The organism is Bradyrhizobium australafricanum (assembly GCF_020329495.1).
In the GTDB taxonomy this organism is placed as follows: Bacteria; Pseudomonadota; Alphaproteobacteria; order Rhizobiales; family Xanthobacteraceae; genus Bradyrhizobium; species Bradyrhizobium australafricanum.
The window spans coordinates 26,462-50,849 of record NZ_JAGKJL010000031.1 but is presented as its reverse complement, the minus strand read 5'-3'; the positions used below and the strand labels follow the sequence as shown (position 1 = coordinate 50,849).

At 65.2% G+C, this 24,388-nt stretch carries 25 protein-coding genes; 14 read left to right on the top strand and 11 right to left on the bottom strand.

All coding sequences use genetic code 11. The annotated features are described in order from the left end of the window. The first annotated feature begins 4 nt into the window (after positions 1-4). Genes J6525_RS25680 through J6525_RS25670 form a run of 3 tightly spaced genes read left to right on the top strand, consistent with a single transcriptional unit; the run spans position 5 to position 2,845 of the window. A complete protein-coding gene (locus J6525_RS25680) occupies positions 5-670 on the top strand; it encodes an amino acid ABC transporter permease (RefSeq protein ID WP_092084788.1) in 666 nt (221 codons plus the stop codon). Beyond that, positions 657-1,913, top strand: coding sequence for a M20/M25/M40 family metallo-hydrolase (locus J6525_RS25675; protein ID WP_225646767.1), 1,257 nt, complete (start codon positions 657-659; stop codon positions 1,911-1,913). The genes J6525_RS25680 and J6525_RS25675 overlap by 14 nt, the downstream gene beginning before the upstream one ends. Next, positions 1,910-2,845 carry an arginase family protein gene (locus J6525_RS25670; RefSeq protein WP_197971312.1) on the top strand — a complete coding sequence of 312 codons (936 nt, stop codon included), beginning with the start codon at positions 1,910-1,912 and terminating at the stop codon, positions 2,843-2,845. Before J6525_RS25675 ends, J6525_RS25670 begins: the two co-directional genes overlap by 4 nt. Before the next feature lie 63 nt (positions 2,846-2,908). Here the strand turns inward: J6525_RS25670 and J6525_RS25665 are convergent, their stop codons facing one another. The 3 genes from J6525_RS25665 to J6525_RS25655 all read right to left on the bottom strand — a co-directional run bounded on the left by J6525_RS25665 (position 2,909) and on the right by J6525_RS25655 (position 7,609). Next, positions 2,909-4,135 (bottom strand): GGDEF domain-containing protein, encoded by a 1,227-nt coding sequence (locus tag J6525_RS25665; RefSeq protein WP_225646766.1) that lies wholly within the window; start codon positions 4,133-4,135, stop codon positions 2,909-2,911. A 106-nt stretch (positions 4,136-4,241) separates the two neighbouring features. Next, entirely contained in the window at positions 4,242-5,795 is a 1,554-nt protein-coding gene (locus J6525_RS25660) for an AMP-binding protein (RefSeq protein WP_225646765.1), read from the bottom strand. Between the two features lie 29 nt (positions 5,796-5,824). Then, positions 5,825-7,609 (bottom strand): extracellular solute-binding protein, encoded by a 1,785-nt coding sequence (locus tag J6525_RS25655; RefSeq protein ID WP_225646764.1) that lies wholly within the window; start codon positions 7,607-7,609, stop codon positions 5,825-5,827. Positions 7,610-7,943: 334 nt separating this feature from the next. Here J6525_RS25655 and J6525_RS25650 point away from each other — a divergent pair, with 334 nt between their 5' ends. Both J6525_RS25650 and J6525_RS25645 read left to right on the top strand, forming a co-directional pair. Further along, a complete protein-coding gene (locus tag J6525_RS25650) occupies positions 7,944-8,774 on the top strand; it encodes an invasion associated locus B family protein (RefSeq protein WP_028340693.1) in 831 nt (276 codons plus the stop codon). A gap of 339 nt (positions 8,775-9,113) precedes the next feature. Then, positions 9,114-10,388, top strand: a complete 1,275-nt coding sequence (locus J6525_RS25645; RefSeq protein ID WP_225646763.1) for an MFS transporter — start codon at positions 9,114-9,116, stop codon at positions 10,386-10,388. A gap of 47 nt (positions 10,389-10,435) precedes the next feature. Here the strand turns inward: J6525_RS25645 and hspQ are convergent, their stop codons facing one another. Continuing rightward, a complete protein-coding gene (hspQ, locus tag J6525_RS25640) occupies positions 10,436-10,768 on the bottom strand; it encodes a heat shock protein HspQ (protein WP_021081543.1) in 333 nt (110 codons plus the stop codon). 121 nt (positions 10,769-10,889) lie between these two features. Between hspQ and J6525_RS25635 the strand changes: the two genes are divergently transcribed. After that, entirely contained in the window at positions 10,890-11,843 is a 954-nt protein-coding gene (locus J6525_RS25635; protein ID WP_225646762.1) for an AEC family transporter, read from the top strand. Positions 11,844-11,913: 70 nt separating this feature from the next. Here the strand turns inward: J6525_RS25635 and J6525_RS25630 are convergent, their stop codons facing one another. Continuing rightward, entirely contained in the window at positions 11,914-13,098 is a 1,185-nt protein-coding gene (locus J6525_RS25630; protein WP_225646761.1) for a UbiH/UbiF family hydroxylase, read from the bottom strand. A gap of 132 nt (positions 13,099-13,230) precedes the next feature. On the opposite strand from J6525_RS25630, the gene pcsA reads away from it, so the two are divergent. The 3 genes from pcsA to J6525_RS25615 all read left to right on the top strand — a co-directional run bounded on the left by pcsA (position 13,231) and on the right by J6525_RS25615 (position 15,815). Then, positions 13,231-13,959: a phosphatidylcholine synthase gene (gene pcsA, locus J6525_RS25625; RefSeq protein ID WP_225646760.1), complete on the top strand. Its 729-nt coding sequence runs from the start codon at positions 13,231-13,233 to the stop codon at positions 13,957-13,959. Beyond that, positions 13,956-14,681, top strand: a complete 726-nt coding sequence (locus tag J6525_RS25620; protein ID WP_225646759.1) for a TerC family protein — start codon at positions 13,956-13,958, stop codon at positions 14,679-14,681. The genes pcsA and J6525_RS25620 overlap by 4 nt, the downstream gene beginning before the upstream one ends. A gap of 159 nt (positions 14,682-14,840) precedes the next feature. Continuing rightward, a complete protein-coding gene (locus J6525_RS25615; protein ID WP_050384723.1) occupies positions 14,841-15,815 on the top strand; it encodes a quinone oxidoreductase family protein in 975 nt (324 codons plus the stop codon). Positions 15,816-15,918: 103 nt separating this feature from the next. On the opposite strand, the gene J6525_RS25610 is transcribed toward J6525_RS25615, so the two are convergent. Continuing rightward, positions 15,919-17,115 carry an acetylornithine transaminase gene (locus J6525_RS25610; RefSeq protein ID WP_225646758.1) on the bottom strand — a complete coding sequence of 399 codons (1,197 nt, stop codon included), beginning with the start codon at positions 17,113-17,115 and terminating at the stop codon, positions 15,919-15,921. A 259-nt stretch (positions 17,116-17,374) separates the two neighbouring features. Here J6525_RS25610 and J6525_RS25605 point away from each other — a divergent pair, with 259 nt between their 5' ends. Next, positions 17,375-17,596: a DUF3606 domain-containing protein gene (locus J6525_RS25605; RefSeq protein ID WP_176936986.1), complete on the top strand. Its 222-nt coding sequence runs from the start codon at positions 17,375-17,377 to the stop codon at positions 17,594-17,596. A 617-nt stretch (positions 17,597-18,213) separates the two neighbouring features. On the opposite strand, the gene J6525_RS25600 is transcribed toward J6525_RS25605, so the two are convergent. Further along, the gene (locus J6525_RS25600; protein ID WP_225646757.1) at positions 18,214-18,417 is read right to left on the bottom strand and encodes a hypothetical protein; all 204 of its coding nucleotides are present in this window, start codon (positions 18,415-18,417) and stop codon (positions 18,214-18,216) included. A gap of 263 nt (positions 18,418-18,680) precedes the next feature. On the opposite strand from J6525_RS25600, the gene J6525_RS25595 reads away from it, so the two are divergent. Beyond that, complete coding sequence (locus J6525_RS25595) at positions 18,681-19,088, top strand: hypothetical protein (protein ID WP_225646756.1); 408 nt, start codon at positions 18,681-18,683, stop codon at positions 19,086-19,088. Here J6525_RS25595 and J6525_RS25590 read toward each other — a convergent pair. Together J6525_RS25590 and rimO are read right to left on the bottom strand one after the other, a co-directional pair. Further along, positions 19,065-19,238, bottom strand: a complete 174-nt coding sequence (locus J6525_RS25590) for a hypothetical protein (RefSeq protein WP_225646755.1) — start codon at positions 19,236-19,238, stop codon at positions 19,065-19,067. The genes J6525_RS25595 and J6525_RS25590 overlap by 24 nt on opposite strands. Positions 19,239-19,339: 101 nt before the next feature. Next, entirely contained in the window at positions 19,340-20,665 is a 1,326-nt protein-coding gene (gene rimO, locus J6525_RS25585; protein ID WP_225646754.1) for a 30S ribosomal protein S12 methylthiotransferase RimO, read from the bottom strand. Positions 20,666-20,781: 116 nt separating this feature from the next. Here rimO and J6525_RS25580 point away from each other — a divergent pair, with 116 nt between their 5' ends. The 3 genes from J6525_RS25580 to J6525_RS25570 all read left to right on the top strand — a co-directional run bounded on the left by J6525_RS25580 (position 20,782) and on the right by J6525_RS25570 (position 22,969). Then, positions 20,782-21,372: an ANTAR domain-containing response regulator gene (locus J6525_RS25580; RefSeq protein WP_028332037.1), complete on the top strand. Its 591-nt coding sequence runs from the start codon at positions 20,782-20,784 to the stop codon at positions 21,370-21,372. After that, a complete protein-coding gene (locus J6525_RS25575) occupies positions 21,369-22,526 on the top strand; it encodes a CmpA/NrtA family ABC transporter substrate-binding protein (protein WP_225646753.1) in 1,158 nt (385 codons plus the stop codon). The genes J6525_RS25580 and J6525_RS25575 overlap by 4 nt, the downstream gene beginning before the upstream one ends. 290 nt (positions 22,527-22,816) lie before the next feature. Then, positions 22,817-22,969: a hypothetical protein gene (locus J6525_RS25570; protein WP_016844408.1), complete on the top strand. Its 153-nt coding sequence runs from the start codon at positions 22,817-22,819 to the stop codon at positions 22,967-22,969. Positions 22,970-23,043: 74 nt separating this feature from the next. Here the strand turns inward: J6525_RS25570 and J6525_RS25565 are convergent, their stop codons facing one another. Continuing rightward, positions 23,044-23,460 carry a hypothetical protein gene (locus J6525_RS25565; protein ID WP_225646752.1) on the bottom strand — a complete coding sequence of 139 codons (417 nt, stop codon included), beginning with the start codon at positions 23,458-23,460 and terminating at the stop codon, positions 23,044-23,046. A 151-nt stretch (positions 23,461-23,611) separates the two neighbouring features. Further along, positions 23,612-24,385: a LamB/YcsF family protein gene (locus J6525_RS25560; RefSeq protein WP_057018693.1), complete on the bottom strand. Its 774-nt coding sequence runs from the start codon at positions 24,383-24,385 to the stop codon at positions 23,612-23,614. Positions 24,386-24,388: the final 3 nt, after the last annotated feature.

Here is a 24,388-nt window from a genome sequence, read left to right as displayed (position 1 = left end):
TCAGATGCAAAGCTACAGCTTTCGCTGGGACGTCATCCCGAACAATCTGGGCTTTCTTGCCTCCGGCATGGAAATGACCCTTTTCATTTCAATTGTCACGCTCGTGGTGGCGACCCTGTTGGGGCTCGTCATCGCGATCATGCAGATGTCCCGTTTCCGCATCGCGCGCATCATCGCGCTTTCGGTCGGCGAAATCGTCCGCAATACGCCGATCCTCGTGCAGCTGCTATGGGTCTATTACGTGCTGCCGATCGTCTTCAATGTGAGGATCGATGCGCTGGCCGCATCGATCCTCGGTCTCTCGCTCTATTCGGCGGTGTTCATCTCCGAGGTCTTCAGGGCGGGCATCCAGACCGTTCCGGTCGGGCACCGCGAGGCGGCACAGGTGCTCGGCCTGACGCCCGCGCAGAGCTTTGTGCGGATCGTTGGCCCGCAGGCGATTCGCAGCGTGCTGCCGCCGCTGGCCGCCAATTTCGTCCAGCTCATCAAATATTCCTCGCTTGCGTCCGTGGTGTCGGTCGGCGAGGTCACGCGGCGCGGCATGGAGTTGTCGTCGTCAACGTTCAGGCCGCTGGAAATATTCACCTTCATCGCGGTGGTGTATTTCGCGATCTGCTGGCCGCTCACCCACTCAATCCGCATATGGGAAGCGCGCCTTGCACGACGTTGATCAAGTTCGCCGCGCGGTTTCGAGCGATCGGACCGGCCAGGTCGTCGAGCTGGCGATGCGGCTGATCGGAGTGCCGTCGCCAAATCCGGACGGCGACACGCGCGCCGTGGCGGCGCTGGCGGCCGATCTTCTCAGGGCGCATGTGCCGGGCGTTGCGGTTGAGCTGCATCCGGGGACAGCCGAGATCGTCAACGTCGTCGCGCGGATCAAGGGCCATGCCCCCGGCCGCCGCATCGTGTTCAACGGCCATCTCGACACCTATCCGTTGGGCGAGCGGATGAGCTGGTCGGTCAATCCCGACGGAGAGGTCGTGGGCGGCCGCCTTTACGGCCGCGGCGCGGCCGACATGAAGGGCGGCATTGCGGCATCGATGGCCGCGATGGTCGCGCTGGCCGAGCAGCGCGAGGCATGGGCGGGAGAGGTGGTGCTGACGCTCGCCGGCGACGAGGAAAGCATGGGTCCGTACGGGACCAAATACCTGCTCGACCAGGTCTCCCATGCCAGGGGCGACGCCGTGATCATTGGCGACGCCGGTTCGCCGATGGTGCTGCGCTTCGGCGAGAAGGGATTCCTCTGGATCGAGATCGAGGCGGAGGGCAGCGCGGCGCACGGCGCGCATGTCCATCTCGGCATCAATGCGATCGATCGCTTGCGCGAAGCGCTGGACAGAGTGAGTGAGCTGCGCAGCCTGGCCGTTGCGATGCCGGTCAATGTCGCCGACGCCATCCGCCGCGCAAGGCCTGTCTCCGAACCGTTGTGCGGCGCCGGCGAAGCCGACGTCCTGTCGAGCGTCACGGTCAACATCGGAACGGTGAGTGGCGGTTCGTCACCGAACCTGGTGCCGAGCCATGCGCGAGCGGCCATCGACCTGCGTCTGCCGGTCGGCGTCACGTCGGAAGCTGTTCTCGCGCTGTTGCGAGAGGTGCTCGATCTGCCCGGCATCACATGGCGCGTGTTGCGCTGCTTCGAACCCAATCACACCGACCCCGGTGACGAGATCGTCACGCGCTGCGCAACTGCGGCGACGGACATCATCGGCAGGGCGCCGGCGATCAACATGCGCGTCGGCGGCTCCGATGCGCGCTGGTTTCGCATGGCCGGAATCCCGACGGTCGTCTATGGACCGACACCTCACAACATGGGCGCGCCGGACGAGTACGCTGACATCGCCGAACTGGCGACGGTGTCGCGCGTGCACGCGCTGACCGCCTTCGACATGCTGACAAGAGAGAACAGAGAATGAGCGACGTGGCGGGTTTCGTGGGTCCGGAAACATTCATGGGATTGCCGGCGGGGTTACCGCGGCCGGGCAGCCGCGCTGCCGTGCTCGGCGTGCCGTTCGACTGCGGCACGCATCCGTTCCGCGTCGGCGCCCGGCAAGGTCCGCTGGAGGTCCGGCGGGAGTCGCGGCTCATTCGCCGCTATCATCCGTCGCTCGCCGACGTCGATGTGCTGTCATTGCTGGGGGCGGTCGATGCCGGCGATGTTGCCTTGGTGCCGGGACGCATCGAAGACGCTTTTGTCAAGATCGAGGCTGCCGCTGGCCAGATTCTCGAGCTTGGCGCGGTGCCGGTCGGGATCGGCGGCGACGGTTCGGTCTCGCTTCCGCTGATGCGGGCCGCCGCCCGGTATCACAAGGATCTCGTCGCACTGCATATCGACAGCCATACCGATGCATATCCGTATACGCCGGACGATCGGTACAATGCGGCCACGCAGTTCACCAACGCGGCGCAGGAGGGCGTGGTGAACGCCGGCCGATCCTGGCACATCGGCGTGCGCGGATTCACCTATTGCCCGGGTGTGCTCGAACATACGCGGTCGCTCGGATTTCGCGTCGTCACGATCGAGGAGCTGATGCGGCGCGGTTTCGCGCAGACCGTCGCGGAATTCAGCCAGGTCGTCGGCGCGCGGCCGGTCTATCTGTGCTGGGACATGGATGTGTTCGATCCATCGGTTGCTCCCGGCGTCTGCACGCCCGCCTGGGGAGGCCTGTCGGCCCGCGAGGGGATCGAATTGCTGCGCAGCCTTTCAGGCTTGAATATCGTCGCGATGGATTTCAACACGGTCAGCCCGCCACAGGACGTTCAGGGGATGGCCGCCCAGCTCTGCGCCCATATGATCATGGAGGCTCTCGTGCTGCTTGCCGCGGGCATGGGGCTGTTGCCGGACTGAAATCGCAGCGGCTTGATGGGTCATGCTGCGCCGACGATGACCGTGCCCTAAAATCCGCGGGCCTTACGACGCCGCGCGCTCCGGCGCTCCGAACAAACGCCCCAGCAGCGATAGCGCGGAATCGCCCGGCATCAGCGTTGCGACGCTGACGGCGGGCTCGGAGCGGGCATCGCGGCGGCCGTTCTGGGTGTGGCGCATCACGCTCGCCAGGCGCCGCGTGATCGCTTGCGCGTTGCGCAGGTCGGTGCCGGCGAATGCCACGACCAGCGAGCGCTCGTCATGGACCGCGCCGAAATCGGCCCGGCGCATCAGCCGGCTGATGATCCGTGCGCCGTCGAACTGCGCGCGCGGCTGCGCGTCGTCGAAGGTGAAGCGCGCCACCGAGAGCGCGCCGCCGCGCTCGGCGGTCTGGTAGACGGCGGTCGCGAAGTCGCGCTCGAACGCGACCTTGGTGAGCAGGCCGGTGCGGGCATCGATCAGGCCCTTGGCGTCGATCGCCTTCAGCATGCGGCCGAGCCGCGCCTCGAAGGCGTGCTGGCGGATCATCGGCAGCGCCATGTCGGCGATGCGGGTCGGCCCGGCCGTGACGATCTCGAGATTGGGCAACTCGTATCGCGGCGTCAGTTCGCCCGAGGCGACGATCACGGGCAACGGGCGGAAGCGGACGTCCTCGGTCAGCACGGTCAGGAACGCATCCATCACCCGCGGCGTGAAGCCCTCCGCCAGCACGATGCCGTCGATGTCGCGGCTACTGAGATGCTTGGCGGCGGCCTCGATGCTGAGCGCGCCGACTACGCCGGCCCGTTCGCCGAGCGCGACCGACAGCGTCGGATAAGCGCCGCCGCGGCCGATCAATAGCGCGGTGGCCTCTCCGATCGGATCGATGTCAGACAAGGCGATTGGCGCAGGCGGCACCAGGCGGCGCATCACGGTTGCATGCAGCGCGCGAACGCGTAAGGACGCGTTGAGCCGGGCGACCAGCCGATCCGGCAGACCCTTGTTCTGGAAGAATGCGATCACGGTGTCGGGCAGGGTGGTCGCGGGATCGACCGCGATCAGCGGCAGATACGGCGCGCGGGCGGCGGCGCGCTTGGCGAGACCCGACAGGGTGACGAAGTCGACGCCCTCGGCGGCCGCGATGATCGCGGCCGGCTTGACCTGCTCGATGGCCCGTCCGACCTCGTTCCAGTCGGTGACCACGACCGGGAACAGTTTCGTCTCATCGAGGGCCGCGGCAAACGACGGCTTTGTCGACGCCGATACGATGAGGACCGGACCTTGTTGGGACATTCGAACGCTCGAAACCAATGCTTAAGATCAGCAACGGCTGCGATGCTAGTTCGCATGGCTTAATGCGGCGTCAACACAATGATAAGACTAACACAATGATAAGATTTTAACTCAACCCGGCGCCGCCACGGTCGCGAAATGCCTCGACCATCAAGGGGTTAAGACCAAGTTCTGTGAGGGCGTCGCGGGCGCGCGCATTGTCCTGTGCCCGTCCGGCCAGCCGGTGGCCGCTGAGACGGTCCGGCAATGCGGTGAGCAGCGCCCCCTGGCCGAGGCGGCGCGACCACTCCTGCAGCTCCTGGGCGAGGAAGCGGTAGCCGCCGACCGTCATCACCCCCGACGGCGGCGCGGTGATGTTGACGGCCCCGGTCGCGCGATCGACCCGTGCGGCATATTCGGTGTCGACGAAATCGCGCGGCGGCGGCGCGATCAGGCTGTCGCCGGGCGGAGGCGGCGGCGCATAGGCGGCGACCGGCACCATCGGGCCGCGCAGGCCGAGCGTGCCCTTCGGCGTCAACAGGATCTCGCCGGCGACCGATGCGCCGGGCGCTTCGCGCGGCGCGCTGTGCGGCCCCGGCTTGATCAGGGCCGGCGATCCATCTTCGGCGGTACGGCGGGCGCCGAACAGCCCGGCCTCGCCGAACAGATAGACATCGGTCATGGCCACCCGCCGCGAGCTCCAGTGCGCGCTGGAGGCAACCTGCTCCGGCGTACGCCAGAGGCCGATCACGGTGCGCAGGCTGGGCAGGCGCTCCGACAGGCCGCGCTCGTCGAGCCGCAGCGCGAGCTGCGCCGGCGCGATCAGCGAATTGCAGGTGTGATCGTTGAACTGGGTCTCGAACGCGTCCTCGTCGAAGGGGTGGTGCAACACCAGCGTTCCGCCCGACAGCAGCCAGGTCACGAGCGACGCGCAGATGCCGGCGAACGACATCGGCGCGAACGCCGACATGATGGTGGCGCCTTGCGGCAGATCGCTCTCCAGCGACATCGCGAGCCCGCCGGCGATCAGGCCGAAATGCGCCCGCGGCACCGGACGAAGACCTTCGCTGGTGACGTCGAAGGAGATCAGCGCCGGCTTGCGGCCGTCCTGGATCATCGGGCGCGAGGCCCGGGAGTCCTCCAGGATCGCCTGGTCGAGCGAAGCCATACCTTCGGGCAGATCGCTCCCGAAGCCGCAGACATGGCGGATCGAGAACGCTTCCGCCGCAGCGTTCATGGCGATGTCGGCATAGGAGACGCCGTCGATCCGGCCGCAGCTGACGATCGCCCGCGCCGCGGTGCGGTTGAGCACGGACGTCAGCTCGGCCTGCCGCCACAGCAGCGGCAGCGGCACCACCACGAGGCCGACCCGATGCGCGGCAAGGACCGTCAGGGCGAATTCAACCGTGCCGGGCAGCTGCACGGCGATCACCGTGTTGGCCGGCAATCCGCTCTGCACGAAGTGGGCGGCGATCGCCGAGATCGCGCGGTCGGCCTGGGCATAGGTCAGGCGCTTGCGGGTCTGTCCGGTGATGCGCTGCTTGTTGAGCGGGTCGACCAGCGCCAGCGCCTCGGGCTGCCGCGACAAAGTGCGCTTGAACAGGGTATCGAGCGTTGGCGAGGTGATCGACTGGTTCACGGGTTCAACGTCGGTTGCATCGCTTCGATCGGACCAGATCATGCCGCATCGGGTCGCAAATCACTTGGAAATCACTTGGACTGCGCGGCGGGCTTCTGCCACCAGGTTTCCGGCAGGTAGCCCGTCAACGCCGTGGTCGAAGGCCGTTCTATCCGATTCCAGCGCGCGATCCATTGCTCTCCCAAGTTAAATAGGGGGATAGCGTAGAAGCCCGACATCAGGGCCCGGTCCAGCGCCCGCACCGCCGAGACGAAGGCCGGCCGCTCGCGCGCCGCGAGCAGCGCCGCGATCATGGCGTCGATGGCGGGATCCTTGGCGCCCATGTAATTCCTTGTGCCCGGCACATCGGCGGCCTGGCTGCTCCAGTAGAACCACTGCTCGTTGCCCGGCGACAGCGACTGGTCCCAGCGGATGGGGATCATGTCGAAGTCATAGCCGACCCGGCGCTGCTCGAACTGCACCGCGTCGACCACCCGCACCGCGGCTTCGATGCCGGCCCGCTTCAGGTCACGCTGATAGGCGAGGGCGATCCGCTCGTGCTCGCGCGTCGTCACCAGGATCTCGATGCGCAGCGGCGTCCCTGTCGAGCGCTGCTTCAAGACCGTGCCGTCGAGCGCGTAGCCCGCCTCGGCGAGCAGCGCGAGCGCACTGCGCAGGAGGCCGCGGTCGCGCCCCGACCCGTCGGTGACCGGCAGACGATAGCGGCCGTCGAGGATATCGGGCTGGATGTGCGACAGATATGGCTTGAGCAGCTCGAGCTCGCGATCGTCGGCGGGGCGGCCATAGGCGGACAGATCCGATCCGGCGAAGAAACCCCCGGCGCGTGAGAACAGTCCGAAATAGTAGTTGCGGTTGACCCATTCGAAATCGAACAGCATCGCGAGTGCCTGACGCACCCGCAGGTCGGCGAATTTCGGCCGCCGGCTGTTGAACACCAGGAATTCAGACGGCCGCGGCGTGCCGATCTTGATGGTGTCGCGGATCACCTCGCCGTTGCGCGCCGCCGGGAAGTCATAGCCGTCGTGCCAGCGCAGCGGTTCGGTCTCGGTCCGGAAGTCATACAGGCCGCGCTTGAAGGCCTCGAACATGCCGTTGGCCTCGCGGTAGTAATCGAGCCTGATCTCGTCGAAGTTCCAGAGGCCGCGGTTGATGGGCAGGTCGCGGCCCCAATAATTGGGATCCCGCGTGAAGGTCACGCTGGCGCCGGGCTTGACCGCCGTCACGCGGTAGGGGCCGGACCCGATCGGCGGCGCCAAGGTGGTTTCCTCGAATTTTTCGGGGTCGATGGCGTGCCGCGGCAGGATCGGCATCAGGCTGAGGATCAACGGCAATTCGCGATCCGCCACGCCGCCGAAACCGAACCGGACCGTGAGCGGGTCGAGCGCCTCGGCCTTTGCGACTTTCGAATAATACTGACGGTGCATCGGACGGCCGTGGTCGCGCAGCAGCGCCAGCGAGAACAGCACGTCGTCGGCCAGTACCGGCTGTCCATCCGAGAAGCGGGCGCGGGGATCGATGTGGAATGTCACATAGCTTCTGGCGTCGTCGGTCTCGACGCTGCGCGCGAGCAGGCCGTACAGCGTGAACGGCTCGTTATTGCCCCGCGCCATCAGGCTTTCGTAGACATAACCGCGCTCGTAGCCGTAGCCCCTGACCTGCTGCACGGGGACGCCCCTGATGATCAGGGGATTGAGGCTGTCGAAGGTGCCAATCACACCCTGGACCAGGCGGCCGCCCTTGGGAGCGTCGGGATTGGCGTAGGGCAGGTGGGTAAAGTCGGGTGGCAGCGCGGGGGCGCCATGCATCGCGATCGCGTGGCTCTCGGCGGCCGCCGCAGGGGCCAGCCCGCTCGTCATGTACCCCGAGACCAAGAATCCCAACACCAGCCAGATGGCGGCCCATGCGGCGCGCCAAGTGTGCCCGGGAACACGTGCGTGAGGCGCCGGATTTGATTCGCGAAACGTCACGTCCGGAGGTTTATCACAGGCCGCTGAAACTCGCCGCGAGATGGTCGCAAATCCGCTTGTCGGCATTGATCTTTCCGCGCGCCGCTGTATTGAAGGCGTGCAATTCGAAGGCGGGAACGCCTGTCACGTATCCGCCTCAATTGACTAGGAGACAGCCGCCCAAACGGCTATGTGTCGGCGCCTGCAGCGGTTTCGGGCTTCCGTTCAGAAAGGGTTTTCCGCAATGAATTTCCGTATCTTGGCCGCCCCGGTCCGGCCGCATGGGCGAATTGTTGCCCTGATGGCGGCGACGGCATTCTCTGCAGCGCTCCTGGTTCCTGCCGCTCGGGCCCAGCAGCCGGCAGCGCCGGCGCCTGCGGCACCGAAGGCTGCGCCCAAGGCGGCACCCAAGGCAGCTCCGAAGGCTCCGGCAGCCCAGGCGCCCGCCCAAGCACCGGCCGCCGGCCAGCCGCCCGCTGCGGCCGCCCAGCCGCCGGCGCAGGATCAGCAGATCCAGCTGATCTACGCCCCCTGGACCAAGTTCTGCCTGAAGGGCCAGGAAGCCAACGCCAAGCAGGTCTGCTTCACCGGCAAGGACGGCCGCATCGAGTCCGGCCAGCCGGTGATCGCCGCCGTGATCATCGAGCCGGAAGGCGAGCCGAAGAAGATCCTGCGCGTCACGCTGCCGCTCGGCATGCAGCTCGTGCACGGCACCCGCATCATCGTCGACGGCAACCCGCCGCAGCAGGCGCCCTATGTGATCTGCTTCCAGAACGGCTGCATGTCCGACTATGAAGCAACGCCCGAGCTGATCGCCAACATGAAGAAGGGCCAGAACCTCGTGGTCCAGGCGATCAATTCGAACGGCGCGCCGCTGACGCTGCCGCTGCCGCTCAACACCGAATTCGCCAAGGCCTATGACGGCCCGCCGACCGATCCGAAGGTGTTCGAGGAAAACTCGAAGAAGCTGCAGGAAGAGTTGCAGAAGCGCGCCGAAGAGCAGCGCAAGAAGCTGGAAGGCGCGGGCGGTGGCTCTGCGCAGGCTCCGGCGCCGGCCAACCCGGCGGCCAAGTAAACACTTCAATCACGCGTTCAAGAAAACGCGAGATCATCGCGATCAAAAGGCGCCCGGAAGGGCGCCTTTTTTGTCATGCGAAACAGACTGGCTGCTGGCAGCCTGCTGCGCTGGTGATCGTGCAGATCGTGTGCGATGGTCATCGAAGGGTGCTTCGATTGCGTCGCGCGAGGAGCGCGCATCGTCGGTGCCTCGTCCGGACAAGTCCGGCGTCGAAGCACAATCATAAATCCGATACGGGAGGCCAGACGAAAGCGCGGACAGCGCCTTCGATGCGCAAATCTGCGCGTGGTTCTTCCGCGAATCCTGGCCGCCGCTCGCAGTCATGGAAGTCGCGCAATGTCCCAGCAAGTCAGCACGCAGCGGCGCGAACCGCGCTCCCGGCCTCGGGAGCAGCCGGCCGGCGGTGCTTCGGTCGACGCTGGCGTTCGCGTCAGCCAGGACAACGCCCCCGGAACGTTTCATCCCGGCATCGTCCATCTCGCGCTGGCGATGGGCGGCTTTGCGATCGGCATCGCCGAATTCGCAACCATGAGCCTGTTGCCGTTCTTCGCCCACGACCTGCACGTCAGCGAGCCCCAGGCCGGCCACGCGATCAGCGCCTACGCGCTCGGCGTCGTCGTCGGTGCGCCGGTCATCGCGGTGTTGTCGGCGCGCATGACGCGGCGGACGCTGCTGATCGCGCTGATGGGCTTCTTCGCGCTGATGAACGGCCTTTCGGGGCTGGCGCCCGACTATCACTCCATGCTGGCGCTGCGCTTCCTGGCGGGGCTGCCGCACGGCGCCTATTTCGGCATCGCCATGCTGGTCGCGGCCTCGCTGGTCCCGACGGACAAGCGCACGGCGGCTGTCGGCCGCGTGCTGCTGGGGCTCACCATCGCGACCACGATCGGCGTTCCGCTCGCCAACGGGGTCGGGCAGGCGATCGGCTGGCGCTGGGCCTTCGCGATCGTCGCCGGCCTCGCGCTCTTGACCGCGGTCCTGGTCCTGATCTTCGCCCCGCGTGATGCCGCCAACAGCAAGGCGAGCCCGCTGCGTGAACTGTCGGCGCTCGGGCGCAAGCATGTCTGGCTGACGCTGGCGATCGGCGCCATCGGTTTCGGCGGGCTGTTCTCGGTCTACACCTATCTGGCCTCGACCATGCTGGCGGTGACCCACACCTCGTCCGCGCTGGTGCCGGTCACGCTGTGCGTGTTCGGCGCCGGCCTCACCGCCGGCAACATCATCGTGCCGCGCTTCGCCGACCGCGCGCTGATGGCAACCGCGGGCGGGCTCCTGCTGTGGTCGGCGGCGACGCTCGCGCTCTATCCGCTGGCGGCCGGAAATTTCTGGACGCTGACCGCCGACGTGTTCCTGATCGGGCTGGGCGGAGCGCTCGCCACCGTGTTGCAGACCCGCCTGATGGACGTCGCGGGCGAGGCACAGAGCCTCGCCGCCGCGCTCAACCACTCCGCCTTCAACGTCGCCAATGCGCTGGGTCCGTGGCTCGGCGGAATGGCGGTTGCCGCGGGCTATGGCTGGACGTCGACCGGCCTCGTCGGCGCGGGGCTGGCGCTGGCGGGATTTGTCGTCTGGGCGATCGCGGTTGTATTGGCCAGGCGCGAGGGGGTGTGAGCGTGGCAGCGCGAACGCCGTGGCATTCGCCGGAGCGTCGCCGAACCTCAGTTCAGCGACGGATTGCGCGGACGGTAGCCGCCCGATTTGTCCTTGATGAAGATCTCCGCCACCTGCGAATGCCGGATCGGCTCGCCGGACTCGTCGGGCAAGAGGTTCTGCTCCGAGACATAGGCGACGTACTCGGTCTCCGAGTTTTCCGCGAGCAAATGGTAGAACGGCTGGTCCTTGTGGGGCCGCATGTCCTCGGGGATCGACAGCCACCATTCCTCGGTGTTGTTGAACTCCGGGTCGATATCAAAAATCACGCCCCGGAAGGAGAACACCCGGTGACGGACGATCTGCCCGATCTGAAACTTGGCGGTGCGCGCTTTGATCATGGTTCGTCGATAGACCAACATTGTGGCCGATGCTAGGGGCTAAGGTCCGAATTAACCCACGCTTTACCGATTCCAGCCCTGCAAAAACGACCCGAAATCCGGCCGAGAAACTACTTTCAGAATGATCGATATCCTCAATCTGGCGTTGCCGTATTTCGGCTTGATCTTCATCGGTTACGCGTGCGGCAAGGCCAAGGGTTTGCCCGAGAGCGGGCTCGCCTGGATGAATTTCTTCCTGCTTTACGTTTCGTTGCCGGCGCTACTGTTCGGGATCATGTCCAAGACGCCGTTTGCGGAGCTGAACAACCCGCCATTCCTGATCGCCACCACGCTCGGAACCGTGCTCGCATTCTTCCTGGCAATGGTCGCGGGCAAGGTGATCGGCGGGCTCACGCTGCGCGAGGCGACGCTGGCCGGCCTGTCGGGAGCCTACGGCAATATCGGCTATATGGGGCCCGGCCTTGCGCTCGCCGTGCTCGGTGCCAAGGCGGCGGCGCCGACCGCGCTGATCTTTTGCTGCGACAGCATCTTCCTGTTCTCGATCGTGCCGCTGCTGATCGAGCTCACCGACCGCGACCATCCCTCGCTGCTGCACGCCCTCGGCGTGGTGCTGCGGCAGATCGTGCAGAACCCGCTGATCATGTCGGCGGTGTTCGGGGCACAGGTCGCCGCGTTTCACATCCGGATCCCGGTCGCGCTCGATCGCACCATCCAGTTCCTGGAGAACGCCGCCGCGCCGACAGCACTGTTCGTGCTCGGCATCACGGTGGCGCTGCGGCCGTTCGAGCGGGTGCCGTGGGAGGTCCCGGGCGTGGTCGCGATCAAGCTTTTGATCCACCCGCTGCTGGCGTTCGGCCTGATGCTGCTGTTCGGCCCGTTCGCGCAGCCTTGGGCTGCGACAGCGGTGCTGATGGCTTCGCTGCCGCCGGCGCTCAATGTGTTCGTGATCGCGCGGCAGAACGACACCTGGATCGAGCCGGCCTCGGTCGCGGTGCTGATCGGCACCTTCGCCTCGGTGGTCACGCTGACCAGCGTGATGTGGTTCATCCAGAGCGGACGGCTGGTGTTTCCCTGATCGGCGCGCTTCTTATTTGACGCGTTTTCTTAACGCGAACCGGTACCCACTTCGCTCGAAAACGCTTTGCTTACCGCCGCCACGACGGCGCGAGGCCTTCGCGCATCGCGAGGCGCCGCAACGGGCCGAATGCGTCGAGCAGATGCAGGCCGGCAGCGCGCGCCGTCTGCATGCCGAGGAAATCGCTCAGCAGCGATCGGTTGGCGATGTCGATCGCCCAGGTCCGGCTGGCGACATCGGGGCGCCGCGCCGCCTGGTAGCGCGACAGCACATTGGGCGCGCCGGGATCTTCGCCACGACCGATCGCCTGACCGGTGATCTCGGCGATATCGGCGGCATCGCGCAGTCCCATATTGAGGCCCTGCGCGCCGATCGGCGGCAGCACATGGGCGGATTCCCCGACCAGTGCGATCCGGTCCTTGGCGAATTGCCGCGGCCGTTCGATCGCGAGCGGAAACACGTGACGGCCGCCCTGGACCTCGACGCGGCCGAGGATCGAATGCGATTGTCGCTCGGCGGCGAGGGACAATTCGTCGTCCCCGAGTGCCATCAGCCGTTCGGCCTCCTTGGGCGCCGAGACCCAGACCACGCTGCTTCTGACGCCGCTGAGCGGCACGAACACGCAGGGGCCGTGCTCGGTGTGGAACTCGGTCGAGATGTTGTGGTGCGGCCGGGTGTGGGTGACGTTGAAGGTGAGGGCGGACTGCCCGAGCTCGCGGCTTGTCACCTCGATGCCGGCGGCCTCGCGGGACAATGAATTGCGCCCGTCGGCACCGACCACGAGCCGGGCCTGAAGCGACTGGCCCTGCCGCGTCACCACGGTGACCGCTGCATCGTCCGGCCGCACCGAGGCGGCTTCATCGTCGAACCGCGTCAGCGCGGACATTTCACCGGCGCGGTCCTCGAGCGCCGCGACCAGCGAGCGGTTGTCGATGTTGAAGCCGAATTGCTCGCGGCCGATCTCATCGGACGAAAAGCGCACCTCGGGCGCACGGATCAGGCGGCCGGTGTCGTCGACGAGGCGCATGGTCTTGAGCGCCGCCGCTCGGTCGCTGCAGCGCCGCCAGACGTCGAGCCGATCCAGGATATCGGTCGAGGCACCGAGCAGCGCGGTGGTCCGGTTGTCGGCATAGGGCGCGCGGCGCGCCAGCAGCGCAGTCCGCGCACCTGCGTCGGCAAGGGCAATCGCAGCCGTTAATCCGGCCGGACCGCCGCCTATTACGATAACGTCATAATCCAGCGAGCTGTCGGTCATATCAGGACATTTGACATGCTTGGCCCGATTTTCAAGCCATCGGTAACCACCAAGAGTTTCCAACGCTTTGCGCGGCGGAACGCCGCAAGACCGCATATGCAAACCGGTCCGATTCCTGATAGCACTCGGCCGATGGAGCATTCGAGCCAGCCCGATGCGTTGCCAGAACGGATGCGGACCGCCGCATTCACCGTTCATATTTTCACGGCGCTCGGCGCCGGGGTCGCGCTGCTGGCGATGCTGGAGGCGGTGCGCGAGCACTGGGCCAACATGTTCGCCTGGCTCGGGGTCGCGCTCATCATCGACGGGATCGACGGCCCGCTGGCGCGCCGGCTCGACGTGGTGCGGCTGCAGCCGAACTGGTCGGGCGAGGTGCTCGACCTGGTGGTTGATTTCGTCACCTATGTGTTCGTGCCGGCCTATGCGATCACCGCGAGCGGCATGCTGCTGCCGCTGGCGGCGCCGATCCTCGGCGTCGGCATCGTGGTCTCCAGCGCGCTGTATTTTGCCGACCGCCGCATGAAGGCCGATGACAACCATTTCCGCGGCTTCCCGGCGCTGTGGAATGCGGCGGCGTTCTACCTGTTCCTGCTGCACCTGCCGCCGGTGCTGTCGACGATCGTGGTCGCGCTCCTGATCGTGCTGACCTTTGCGCCGTTCCACGTGCTGCATCCGCTGCGTGTGGTGCGGCTGCGCTGGCTGACGCTGTGGCTGCTCGGCGCATGGGCACTGCTCGGCATGTACACGCTTGCCAACGATTTCGTGGTCGGAGCCCCGATCACCTTCGGTCTCTGCGCCATCGCCGTCTACATCATCGGCAGCGATACCGTGATCCGCCGGATGAAAGCCTTCAGAGCATGATGCAATTGATCACCAGCCCGGAAGCCTGGGCGGCGCTGTTGACCCTGACAGCGCTCGAGATCGTGCTCGGCATCGACAACGTGATCTTCCTGTCGGTGATCGTGTCGCGGATTCCGCCGGCGCAGGCCAAGCGCGCGCGGCAGATCGGCCTGCTGCTGGCGCTGGTGTTCCGCATTGTGCTGCTCTCGATCCTGGTCTGGCTGATCGGGCTGACCCAACCGGTGATCACCGTCAGCGACGTCGCGCTGTCGTGGCGCGACATCATCCTGATCGGCGGCGGCCTGTTCCTGATCGCGAAAGCGACCCATGAGATCCACGGCGAGGTCGAGGCGCGCGAGGCGGAAGCCGACGGCAGGCCGAGCGCCAGCGCGTTCTTCTGGGTGATCGTGCAGATCATCATCATCGACCTGGTGTTCTCGCTGGATTCGATCATCACCGCGATCGGCATGGCGCAGGACATCGAGATCATGATCGCGGCGGTCGTGATCGCCTGCGTCATCATGTACATCTCGTCGGGACCGGTGGCGCGGTTTGTCGCCGAGCATCCGACCACCAAGATGCTGGCGCTGGCCTTCCTGGTGCTGATCGGCGTGGCGCTGGTGGCCGATGGCTTCAAATTCCACATCCCGCGCGGCTACATCTATTTCGCGATTGCCTTCTCGGCCGCGGTCGAGGCGTTCAACGTCATGGCCAAGCGCAACCGCAGGAAGCCGGCGCGCTGATGGGCATGATCTCCGCGCAAACGCTGCGCGTTTGTCGCGAGGGAAAGCCGGTTCGCACATTTCCGGATCGTGCCGTAGCCGGTTCCGGCCCGCTTGGTTGACAAGCCGGCCGCGATGGCATTCGCTCGCTTGACGCTGATATCTGAGGGGAGCGACGACATGACCAAGGCTGTGCGCGTGCACCAGGTGGGGGGCCCGGAAGTCCTGACCTATGAGGACGTCGAGGTGGGCGCGCCGGGGACGGGCGAGGTCCGGATCCGCCAGCACGCGGTCGGTCTGAACTTCATCGACGTCTATTTCCGCACCGGCCTCTACAAGGCGCCCGGCCTGCCGTTCATTGCCGGCAACGAGGCCGCAGGCGAGGTGTTGGCCGTGGGTCCGGGCGTGACCAATTTCCACCCCGGCGATCGCGTCGCCTACTACTACAATCTCGGCGGCTACGCGTCCGAGCGCGTCATCCCGGCCGACAAGCTCGTCAAGCTGCCCGACCATATCACCTACGAGCAGGGCGCCGTGCTGATGCTGAAGGGCCTCACGGTCTGGTATCTCCTGCACAAGACCTTCAAGGTCGAGCACGGCCATCGTGTGCTGATCCACGCCGCGGCGGGCGGCATCGGGCTGCTCGCCTGCCAATGGGCGCGGGCGCTCGGCGCGCATGTCATCGGTACCGTCGGCTCGAAGGCGAAGGCCGATCTCGCGCTCGCCAATGGCTGCGATCACGTCATCCTCTACAACGAGGAGAACTTCGTCGAACGCGTCAAGCAGATCAGTCGCGGCGAGCTCTGCGACGTCGTCTACGACGGCGTCGGCAAGACCACGTTCCCGGGATCGCTGTCCTGCCTCAGGCCGCGCGGTCTGTTCGTCTCCTTCGGCAACGCGTCGGGCCCGGTGCCGCCGTTCCCGCTTGCCGAGCTCAACAACCACGGCTCGCTGTTCGCGACGCGGCCCAAGCTCAACGACTATGTCGGCACCCGCAAGGAATTGCTCGAAGGCGCCGACACGCTGTTCGCCGCCGTGATCAACGGCAAGCTGCACGTGCCGATCAACCACGCCTATGCGCTCAAGGACGCCGCCAAGGCGCATATCGACCTCGAGAGCAGGGCGACCACCGGCGCAGCGATCCTGCGGCCGTAATTCTCGCCGTCATTGCGAGGCGCGAAGCGTCGAAGCAATCCATTGTCCCGCATATGCGGAGGGATGGATTGCTTCGCTTCGCTCGCAATGACGCGCGCGGGCGCTACGCCACCCGCCGCGCAGCGCCGACCTTGGTCAGCACCGTATCCAGGCAGTCGATGACAAGGGAAATCTCCTCCCGCGTCACGTTCAGCGCCGGCATGAAGCGCAGCGTGTCCGGCTGCGGCGAGTTGATCAGCACGCCGGCCGCGAACGCCTCGGCAACGACGGCCGCGCCGATCGGCATCTTCAGGTCGAGCGCCAGCAGGAGGCCGCGCCCCCTGATCTCGCCGAGACCGTGCCGCGACGACAGCCGTTGCAATTCCCGCTCGAGCAAAAGGCCGGCATCGACAACCGATTTCAGGAAATCGGGCTTTGCGATCTGATCGAGCACGACAAGCCCCGCGGCGCACATCAGCGGATTGCCGTTGAAGGTGCCGCCCTGATCGCCGTGATCGAAGCACGAGGCATGCTCGGTCGCGAGCAGGGCCGCGAGCGGCACGCCGCCGCCGATGCCCTTGCCGAGCGTCATGATGTCGGGCTCGACCCCGGCGTGCTGATAGCCGAACAGCTTTCCGGTCCGGCCGATGCCGGTCTGGATCTCGTCGACAATGAGCAGCAGGCCGCGCTGCTGGGTCAGCGCCCGCAACTCCTGCAAAAACTCATCCGTCGCGGGCCAGACGCCGGCCTCGCCCTGGATCGGCTCCAGCATGACCGCGACCGTCGACGACGAGATCAGCTTTCGCACCGACCCGATGTCGTTCAGCCTGGCCTTGCGGAAGCCCGAGACCTTCGGCTCGAACAGCGGCTCGAACGCCTTCTTGCCCGAGGCCGACATGGTCGCGAGCGTGCGGCCGTGGAAGCCGCCTTCGAAGGTGATGATCTCGTGGGCGCCATTCTTGTACTTGGCGCCGAATTTCCGCGCGAGCTTGATCGCACCTTCATTGGCCTCGGCGCCCGAATTGGCAAAGAACACCTGGTCGAAGCAGCTGTTGTCGACCAGCAACTTTGCCAGTTTCAGGCTCTGCTCGTTGTAGAACGCCGGGCTTGGCGTCAGCAGCCGTCTCGCCTGCGCGGCCAGCGCGTCGGCTACGATGACCGGTGAGTGGCCGAGGGGATTCACGGCCCAGCCCTGCACGAAGTCGAGATAGCGGTTGCGCTTGCTGTCCCACAAATACGAGCCCGCGCCGCGCACGAACACGACCTCGGGGCGAGCGGTGATGTCCATCAGCGCATCGAACGGATGGGTGGCGTTGGTCATGTCGTTCTCCTCTGGGGTCGGTGTTGGGAAAGGGTAGGCCGAAAAGCGAGAAGGCCGCGCTTTGGGGGCGCGGCCTTCTCGAAAACCTTGGCTGATTTATAGGATCAGCGATGGCGTCGGACACGGCGCAGCCCAGCATCGTCGCGGGTGCGACGACGGCAGATGGCGCGGCGGTGGGTCCGGTTCAGCTTCATGGCGCAGGGCCATACAGCGAGAGGGGCGGTGGTGTCAAGCGCGGACAGCGCCTCATTCGACGGTCATAGCGCGGAAGCAGACCGCGCGCGTTCGCAAGCAGGACCGTGCGCGCGTCGCCGGCGGGCAGGATTACGAGGTGAGCTATGAGGCGAGGAAAACCCGGAAGTCGGCAGCATCGGTGAAGAAGGCCGTCAAGAAGGTCGGCAATAGCCGCAAGCGAGTTGAGCGCCGGCTCGGGTCGGCGATAAGGAAGACGTTAGGAACGGTACCTTCGACGCGTCGTTAGCAATGCGCCGCTCCTCGGCAGAGCGGCATTGGACGAATGAACGTGCCCCGGGTCTTGCCCCCGAAGACCCGGGGCACATTCGCGACCATCTCTATTGGGACCGTCCCTGTGGACCGAAAAAGCGCAGCTATTTTCCGCCAAGATTCACGCAGGATATTTTCGGAACCGGAAATCGTTTAGATGATCCGAGCAACAGGGCAGGTAATTTTCATTTCGAACTTTTTTCAGCCCTCGAACGACGACGGTTGCTACTCGGTGAACAGCGGTGCGGCGATCCAGCTTGCCCCTGCATGATCCGGATGCAGGGGCCTTTTTTATGAGTAGGAACGAAGCGCTTGCGGCCGCATTGTTCGCCCTGTTCGGTGCCGCACCGCTACCGGCACTGAGACGCCCAGCTGAACACTGGCCTCAGCTTTCGCAGCTGGGGCCCTTTCTATTGCGCGAATAGGGGTAATACGTCAGCCTCGCTGCAGGCCGGCCAACTGAGAGGCCCTATTACATAAGAATGCTCGTCATCAGTGCAGCGAGCATCGTGGCGCTAAAGACCGCAACTCCGAGACAGACGCGCGCAGCCGTCGAATAGGAATCGAATTGGGGCTGGTTGATCATGGCGCGGCCTAGATCGGCGCTCGTGAACCTGGGGTCGTCAGCCACTCCGTCAGATTGGCTGCGGTCTCGTCTTGCCGGGCTCTCCTGAGCAGGGCTTCTTTTTTGGCAGACGGAGAGAGTGCCTTGGCCTGCGAGCGCGGGCGCATGGCCCCTTCGGCTAGGCGTTCCTTCAGTGATTGGGTTTGCTTGAAACGACGCCGCTTGCTGGTCATGGCGTTGCTCCCTGCTGGTGTTGGGCGGAGCGCTAAACCGGGCGATCGCATCACCGATAGATACCACCGGCCGTGCGGTGATGTTCCGTTAACGAACGGAAAGAAGCGGCGTTCCTACGGAGCGAAACCCGGCGCAGTTGCTACCGGCCTGGTGCTGTCCTAGCCTTGTTCGCAGAAGCTCGAAGGTTTCGACCTGAGTGTCTCAAAATGCGCAAGCCCGTCCTCGGGTGCCCGACGAGTTGGCCGGTGTCCTTCGGCAACTCATGAAGCGCACGGCAATCATCAATGCATTGCTTGCCTTCGTGGGCATAAGCGTGACCTTGTACGTCTACGTCAAGTTTCCAATTCCCTCTGAAATCATCCGTCATGGGCTCGATAGGTTCGGTAAGCCGCTTGAGCCTGAGAACGCTATATCCTACCTCTTCGTTGGCCCGATTTTCCTAGTTTGGCTTGTCTTGATGCCATTGTGGGGAGCCAGGCAGGCAATGAGCATGACTGATGAAGCTGTCGCTAGGGGGCGAGAGACCTTTGCTTGGGTGCGTTGGGCAAAGCCGATCGAACCGTCCGTTCCATTTTATCAGTTGCTTTGCATTCTCGTCGTGATCTTCCAGATCCTCGTACTTAGCGCAACTATCTTCCGTGATGTTTCAGCCGCGCTCGGCAGCTTCTGACGCAATTGTCGCGACAGCAGTCTCCCGCGCGGCCTTGCGCCGATAATCATCGGCGGCCTTCTTTAGCGCGCTCTTGATTTCCTCATCGGTGGCTTGGTCAGCGTGGCGCTCCGCATTCTCCGCCTGTCTCAAAAGATCTGCTCGGCTCATCGTATTCCTCCTGGACCAACGATTTGTCGGAGACGCTTGAGTTCCGTCTAGCAACGGACGCCGTTTGGCATCCGCGGAGGTCTCGAAGGAGCGGACTGGAGCTAGAATCCGACGACGCTGCCGTGCAGGTCGTATTGGTCGGAGCGCTCGATCTTGGCGGTCACGATCTCGCCGACCTTCAGCGGGCGGCGGCTAGTGAGGTAGACGGCGCCGTCGATCTCGGGCGCGTCGGCCTTTGACCGGCCCTTCGCCACCGTGGGGCCGACCTCGTCGATGATGACCTGCTGGCGGGTGCCGACCTTGCGCTTCAGGCGCCTCGCGGAGATCTTCTGCTGCCGCGCCATCAGCGCATTCCAGCGCTCCTGCTTGACCTCGTCGGGCACGGCATTGGGAATCGCGTTCGACGCGGCGCCGGCAACCGGCTCGTATTTGAAGCAGCCGAGGCGATCGATTTCCGCTTCATCGAGCCAGTCGAGCAGATAGGCGAAATCGGAATCGGTCTCGCCGGGGAAACCGACGATGAAGGTCGAGCGCAGCGTCAGCTCGGGGCACGCTTCACGCCATTTCTGGATGCGAGCCAGCGTCTTCTCCTGCGCAGCCGGGCGCTTCATCGCGCGCAGCACGTCGGGGCTTGCATGCTGGAACGGGATGTCGAGATAGGGCAACACCTTGCCCTCGGTCATCAGGCCGATGACCTCGTCGACATGCGGGTAGGGGTAGACATATTGCAGCCGCACCCAGGCGCCGAGCTCGCCAAGCTCCTTGGCGAGATCGAAGAATTTTGCGCGGACGCTGCGGTCCTGCCACGGGCTCTCGGCGTATTTCAGGTCGACGCCATAGGCCGAGGTGTCCTGCGAGATGACGAGCAATTCCTTGACGCCGGCCTTCACCAGCTTCTCGGCCTCGCGCAGCACGTCATTGGCCGGCCGCGACACCAGATCGCCGCGCAGCTTCGGGATGATGCAGAAGCTGCAGCGGTTGTTGCAGCCTTCGGAAATCTTCAAATACGCGTAGTGCCGTGGCGTCAGCTTGACGCCCTGCGGCGGCACCAGGTCGATATGCGGGTTGTGCGCCGGCGGCAGCGCGCGGTGCACGGCATCCAGCACGCTCTCATATTGCTGCGGCCCCGTGATCGAGAGCACGCCGGGATAGGCGCTCTCGATCTGCTCCGGCTCGGCGCCCATGCAGCCGGTGACGATGACCTTGCCGTTCTCGGCCATCGCCTCGCCGATTGCGGCGAGCGATTCCTGCTTGGCGCTGTCGAGGAAGCCGCAGGTGTTGACGATGACGATGTCGGCGCCGTCATGCTTGCGCGCCAGCTCATAGCCTTCCGCGCGCAGCCGGGTGATGATGCGCTCGGAATCGACCAGCGCCTTGGGGCAGCCCAAGGACACAAAGCTCACTTTCGGCGCGGCGGCCTCTTGCATATCTCTGATCTGCCTGATGAATGGGCAGGAGCTAGTCCCAATTGCCGAGAATTACAACCCTTTCCCGGGGCTTCCGGCATGATATGGATGCATCTGCCGGGCCTTAAGAGTTGTCGATGAGCGCTGAATCGTCTCCCAAGATCGTCATAGTCGACGAGAGCCCGATCCGAGCGGCCATCCTGGAGGAGGGACTGCGGGAGGCCGGGTATACGGACGTCGTGCATATCAGCGAGATGCAGAGCCTGCTCTCGCGAATCTATGCGCTCGACCCCGAGATCATCGTCATCGACCTCGAGAACCCCAGTCGCGACGTGCTGGAACAAATGTTCCAGGTCAGCCGTGCCGTCCGCCGGCCGATCGCGATGTTCGTCGACCAGAGCGACGCCGCCTCGATCCAGGCCTCGGTGGAGGCGGGCGTCTCCGCCTACATCGTCGACGGTCTCAAGAAGGAGCGGATGAAGCCGATCCTCGATCTCTGCGTCTCCCGCTTCAATGCCTTCGCCAAGCTGCAGGACGAGCTCGACCGCACCAAGCACGCGCTGGAGGAGCGCAAGGTGATCGACCGCGCCAAGGGCATCCTGATGAAGGTGAAGGGGCTGACCGAGGAAGAGGCCTACGTGCTGATGCGCTCGACCGCGATGCGCGAGAAAAAGAAAATCGGAGAGATCGCGCAATCGATCCTGACGGCGTCGGAGCTCCTGAAATGACCACACCATTGCGCATCGGGTTCATTCCGCTGGTCGACGCTGCTGCGCTGATCGTTGCCGTCGACAAGGGATTCGCGGCGGCCGAAGGCCTCGACGTCACGCTGGTGCGGGAAGTGTCGTGGTCGAACGTCCGCGACAAGCTCAACATCGGCCTGTTCGACGCCGCTCATCTGCTGGCGCCGGTGGCGATCGCCTCGAGCCTCGGGCTCGGTCACGTCAGGGTGCCGATCGCGGCGCCCTTCAACCTCGGGCTGAACGGCAATGCCATCACGGTATCGCCGGCGCTTCATGCCGCGCTGATGGAAGAGCTCGACGGCGACCGCTTCGATCCGATGGCAACCGCACAGGCGCTCGCCCGCGTGGTGGCCAAGCGGCGCAAGAGCGGGGCGGAGCCGCTGACCTTCGGCATGACCTTTCCGTTCTCGACCCACAACTATCAGTTGCGGTTCTGGATGGCCGCCGGCGGCGTCGATCCCGACGAGGATGTTCAGCTCGTGGTGCTGCCGCCGCCCTACATGGTCGACAGTCTTGCCAACGGCCATGTCGACGCGTTCTGCGTCGGCGCCCCCTGGAATTCGATCGCGGTCGATCTCGGCATCGGCCACATCCTGCACTTCGTCTCCGACATCCTGCTCAGCGCGGTGGAAAAGGTGCTGGCAGTGCGGCAGAGCTGGTCGGAGAAGCATCCCGACATCGTGGCGGCGCTGGTGCGTGCGCATCTGCGCGCCGTGGAGTTCATCGAGCGGCCCGAGAACCGGTCCGAGGTCGCGCGCATCCTGGCGCAGCCCGAGCGGATCGGTGTCGATGCCAGTGTCATCCAGCGTACGCTCGATGGCCACCTGAAGATCTCGCCCGACGGCACCATGCGCGAGAGCAATCGCTATCTGCTGGTCGGGCGCGAGGCAGCGGCGCGGCCTGATCCGGGGCAGGCGGCCTGGCTCTATGCGCAGATGGTTCGCTGGGGCCAAACGCCGTACCGGCCGGAGGCGCTGAAGACCGCCCTGGCCGTGTTCAGGCCCGATCTCTACGACGCCGCATCGGGCCGCCCGGCCGGCGCTTCCAGCGCCATCGGGGCGTTCGCCGGCCCGCCGTTCGACCCGAGCGACGTTCCGGGCCATCTGGCGGCGTTCAAGATCGGGCGCTGGAAGGCCTGAGCGCGACGCAATCCACCGGCAACAGACGCGGCAGCGGCAGCGCCTCGGCTATCCACCTCCGGCTACTTTGCATGGGGTTGTTTTCGAGATTTTCGGTTATTACGGGACTGGCGCGGGTTCCCGACGCCTCGAATTGCAGCGAATAGGATTCTCGGCCGAGCGCGCGAGAAGGAATATTCCTCTCGGAACCGAGTTCCCGAAGGCGGCGGCATCGCTATTTTTGCCGCCCGCTTGAATCCGGACGCGAACGATATTCCATATGTCCGAGAATGGGGCGTTGGAGATCGACCATGCGCGAGCTATCGGCGGAGGCCCGCCTGCACCTTTACGCGCGAAACATTTCACGGAAGTCCGGGACCGGAATTCACACGGCGGCGCTGTACAGCGCCTTTGCGGTGATCGCGGCCATCGTGTTTGGCACGCTGTCCGTCCACCCGTTCTGAGCCCTTCGGAAAATTCAAAAGCCGCCGTCTGATGTCCTCAGGCGGCGGCTTTGTGTTGGCTATGTGCTGACAGCTCAGTAGCCGTAGCCGCGACCGTATCCGTATCCGTAGTCGCCGCCGCAGGTGCTGCAGGTCGGCTGAACCGGCGCGTAGTAGGAATAGCCCGGCGAGACCATCTGGGTGCGCTCCTGGGTGGCGTATTGCGGCGGGATGCGCTCATAGGCGACGCCTTCGGGCGCGACCATCACCGTCCTCGGCACCATCACGGTGCGATACTGTGCCGGCGTGCGATGCGCGACGACGCGGCCCGGCGCCACCATGACGGTCTCCTGCACCGTGCGATACTGCGGCGGCACGCTCTGCACCTGATAGCAGGTCGTGCACGGCTGGGGCGGCGGCGTATAGCAGCTGTAGCAGCCGGCGGATGCCGCGCTGGTGAAGGCGGCGGTAGCAACCGCGGCAATGGTGAGAGAGAGGCTGGTGCGGAACATGCTTTCGTACCCAATTTCCTAAGAGGACAATCAAAGGCTCGGAAGCTGCACCTAACAATCAAACGGCAAGTTTGGGTTTAAGAAGACTCTTAACGGAATCTAAAAGGGCCGGCGCGGCGACCGGCCCTTTTTTGATCGATGCGTTCGCGGCTCAATGCGCGGTCTTGAACGGCGCAACGGTGATGCCCGCCTGCTTCAGCGCCTCGCGCAGGCCGCGCGCGATCTCGACGGCGCCACGCGTGTCGCCATGGATGCAGACGGTATCGGTCTGCATCTTGATCACCTTGCCGGTGACCGAGACGACCGCGCCGTCCTGCACCATCCGCACCACACGATCCGCAATCGCCTTGGGATCGTGCAGCACCGCGCCGGGCTTCTTGCGCGACACCAGGTTGCCGTCGTCCTCATAGGCGCGGTCGGCGAACACCTCATGCGCCATCCGCAGATTCGCCGCTTCACCTGCGCGCACCAGCTTCGAGTTGGCGAGCACCACGAAGATGAGATTGGGGTCGACCGCCTTGATCGCATTGGCGATCGCCCTTGCGGTCATGTCGTCCTCGCAAGCGACGTTGGAAATCGCGCCATGCGCCTTCACATGGGTGACCTTGTGGCCGGCCGCGGTCGCGATCGCCTGCAAAGCGCCGATCTGGTAAGCGATCAGGTTCTCGATCTCCGAGGACGTCAGTCCCGGCATCGGACGGCGGCCAAAGCCGTGCAGATCGCGATAGCCGGGATGGGCGCCGACGCTGACGCCGCGCGCCTTCGCCAGCTCAACCGTCTTGCGCATGATGTCGGCGTCGCCGGCATGAAAGCCGCAGGCGACGTTGACCGAGGTCGCAAGCTCGATCATCGCGGCATCATTGCCCATTTCCCAGGGGCCAAAGCTTTCGCCGAGATCGCAATTGAGGTCGATGGTTGAGGTCATGAC

Coding starts and splice junctions, on each gene's coding strand:
- J6525_RS25590 (WP_225646755.1), bottom strand. CDS start 19,238: ATGAGCCGAGCAGATCTTTTGAGACAGGCGGAGAATGCGGAGCGCCAC.
- J6525_RS25635 (WP_225646762.1), top strand. CDS start 10,890: ATGATCGATATCCTCAATCTGGCGTTGCCGTATTTCGGCTTGATCTTC.
- J6525_RS25650 (WP_028340693.1), top strand. CDS start 7,944: ATGAATTTCCGTATCTTGGCCGCCCCGGTCCGGCCGCATGGGCGAATT.
- J6525_RS25655 (WP_225646764.1), bottom strand. CDS start 7,609: ATGACGAGCGGGCTGGCCCCTGCGGCGGCCGCCGAGAGCCACGCGATC.
- J6525_RS25595 (WP_225646756.1), top strand. CDS start 18,681: ATGAAGCGCACGGCAATCATCAATGCATTGCTTGCCTTCGTGGGCATA.
- J6525_RS25610 (WP_225646758.1), bottom strand. CDS start 17,115: ATGACCAACGCCACCCATCCGTTCGATGCGCTGATGGACATCACCGCT.
- J6525_RS25630 (WP_225646761.1), bottom strand. CDS start 13,098: ATGACCGACAGCTCGCTGGATTATGACGTTATCGTAATAGGCGGCGGT.
- J6525_RS25575 (WP_225646753.1), top strand. CDS start 21,369: ATGACCACACCATTGCGCATCGGGTTCATTCCGCTGGTCGACGCTGCT.
- rimO (WP_225646754.1), bottom strand. CDS start 20,665: ATGCAAGAGGCCGCCGCGCCGAAAGTGAGCTTTGTGTCCTTGGGCTGC.
- J6525_RS25600 (WP_225646757.1), bottom strand. CDS start 18,417: ATGACCAGCAAGCGGCGTCGTTTCAAGCAAACCCAATCACTGAAGGAA.
- J6525_RS25665 (WP_225646766.1), bottom strand. CDS start 4,135: ATGTCCCAACAAGGTCCGGTCCTCATCGTATCGGCGTCGACAAAGCCG.
- J6525_RS25620 (WP_225646759.1), top strand. CDS start 13,956: ATGATGCAATTGATCACCAGCCCGGAAGCCTGGGCGGCGCTGTTGACC.
- J6525_RS25560 (WP_057018693.1), bottom strand. CDS start 24,385: ATGACCTCAACCATCGACCTCAATTGCGATCTCGGCGAAAGCTTTGGC.
- J6525_RS25570 (WP_016844408.1), top strand. CDS start 22,817: ATGCGCGAGCTATCGGCGGAGGCCCGCCTGCACCTTTACGCGCGAAAC.
- pcsA (WP_225646760.1), top strand. CDS start 13,231: ATGGAGCATTCGAGCCAGCCCGATGCGTTGCCAGAACGGATGCGGACC.
- J6525_RS25670 (WP_197971312.1), top strand. CDS start 1,910: ATGAGCGACGTGGCGGGTTTCGTGGGTCCGGAAACATTCATGGGATTG.
- J6525_RS25615 (WP_050384723.1), top strand. CDS start 14,841: ATGACCAAGGCTGTGCGCGTGCACCAGGTGGGGGGCCCGGAAGTCCTG.
- J6525_RS25580 (WP_028332037.1), top strand. CDS start 20,782: ATGAGCGCTGAATCGTCTCCCAAGATCGTCATAGTCGACGAGAGCCCG.
- J6525_RS25645 (WP_225646763.1), top strand. CDS start 9,114: ATGTCCCAGCAAGTCAGCACGCAGCGGCGCGAACCGCGCTCCCGGCCT.
- J6525_RS25660 (WP_225646765.1), bottom strand. CDS start 5,795: ATGATCTGGTCCGATCGAAGCGATGCAACCGACGTTGAACCCGTGAAC.
- J6525_RS25565 (WP_225646752.1), bottom strand. CDS start 23,460: ATGTTCCGCACCAGCCTCTCTCTCACCATTGCCGCGGTTGCTACCGCC.
- J6525_RS25680 (WP_092084788.1), top strand. CDS start 5: ATGCAAAGCTACAGCTTTCGCTGGGACGTCATCCCGAACAATCTGGGC.
- hspQ (WP_021081543.1), bottom strand. CDS start 10,768: ATGATCAAAGCGCGCACCGCCAAGTTTCAGATCGGGCAGATCGTCCGT.